Source organism: Oleiphilus sp. HI0080 (assembly GCF_001635135.1).
In genome coordinates, this window is record NZ_LWFU01000038.1 from 1 (window position 1) to 289 (window position 289).

1 protein-coding gene is annotated in these 289 nt (G+C 46.4%); it reads left to right on the forward strand.

Going from position 1 to position 289, the window contains the following annotated elements; all coding sequences use genetic code 11:
* Positions 1 to 89 precede the first annotated feature (89 nt).
* Positions 90 to 289: AAA family ATPase (locus A3751_RS00615; protein WP_156492144.1), on the forward strand; the 200-nt coding region annotated here is incomplete at its 3' end.

Here is a 289-nt window from a genome sequence, read left to right on the forward strand (position 1 = left end):
CATAACGTGGAACAATCTGTTGTATGGGCAATAAACGTGCATTGCTTTAGAATGTCGCACGTTTAGCCCAAATCTATTTAGGAAATATTATGTCGTTCAAGGGTACTCAGGACTACGTCGCAACTGACGATCTTCAAATGGCGGTCAATTCTGCGATCGCACTTCAAAAGCCTTTGCTCATCAAAGGCGAGCCAGGAACCGGTAAAACCATGCTAGCTGAACAGCTTGCAAGCGCCTTGGGTGCCAGACTAATCCAGTGGCATATCAAGTCCACAACTAAAGCGCAGCA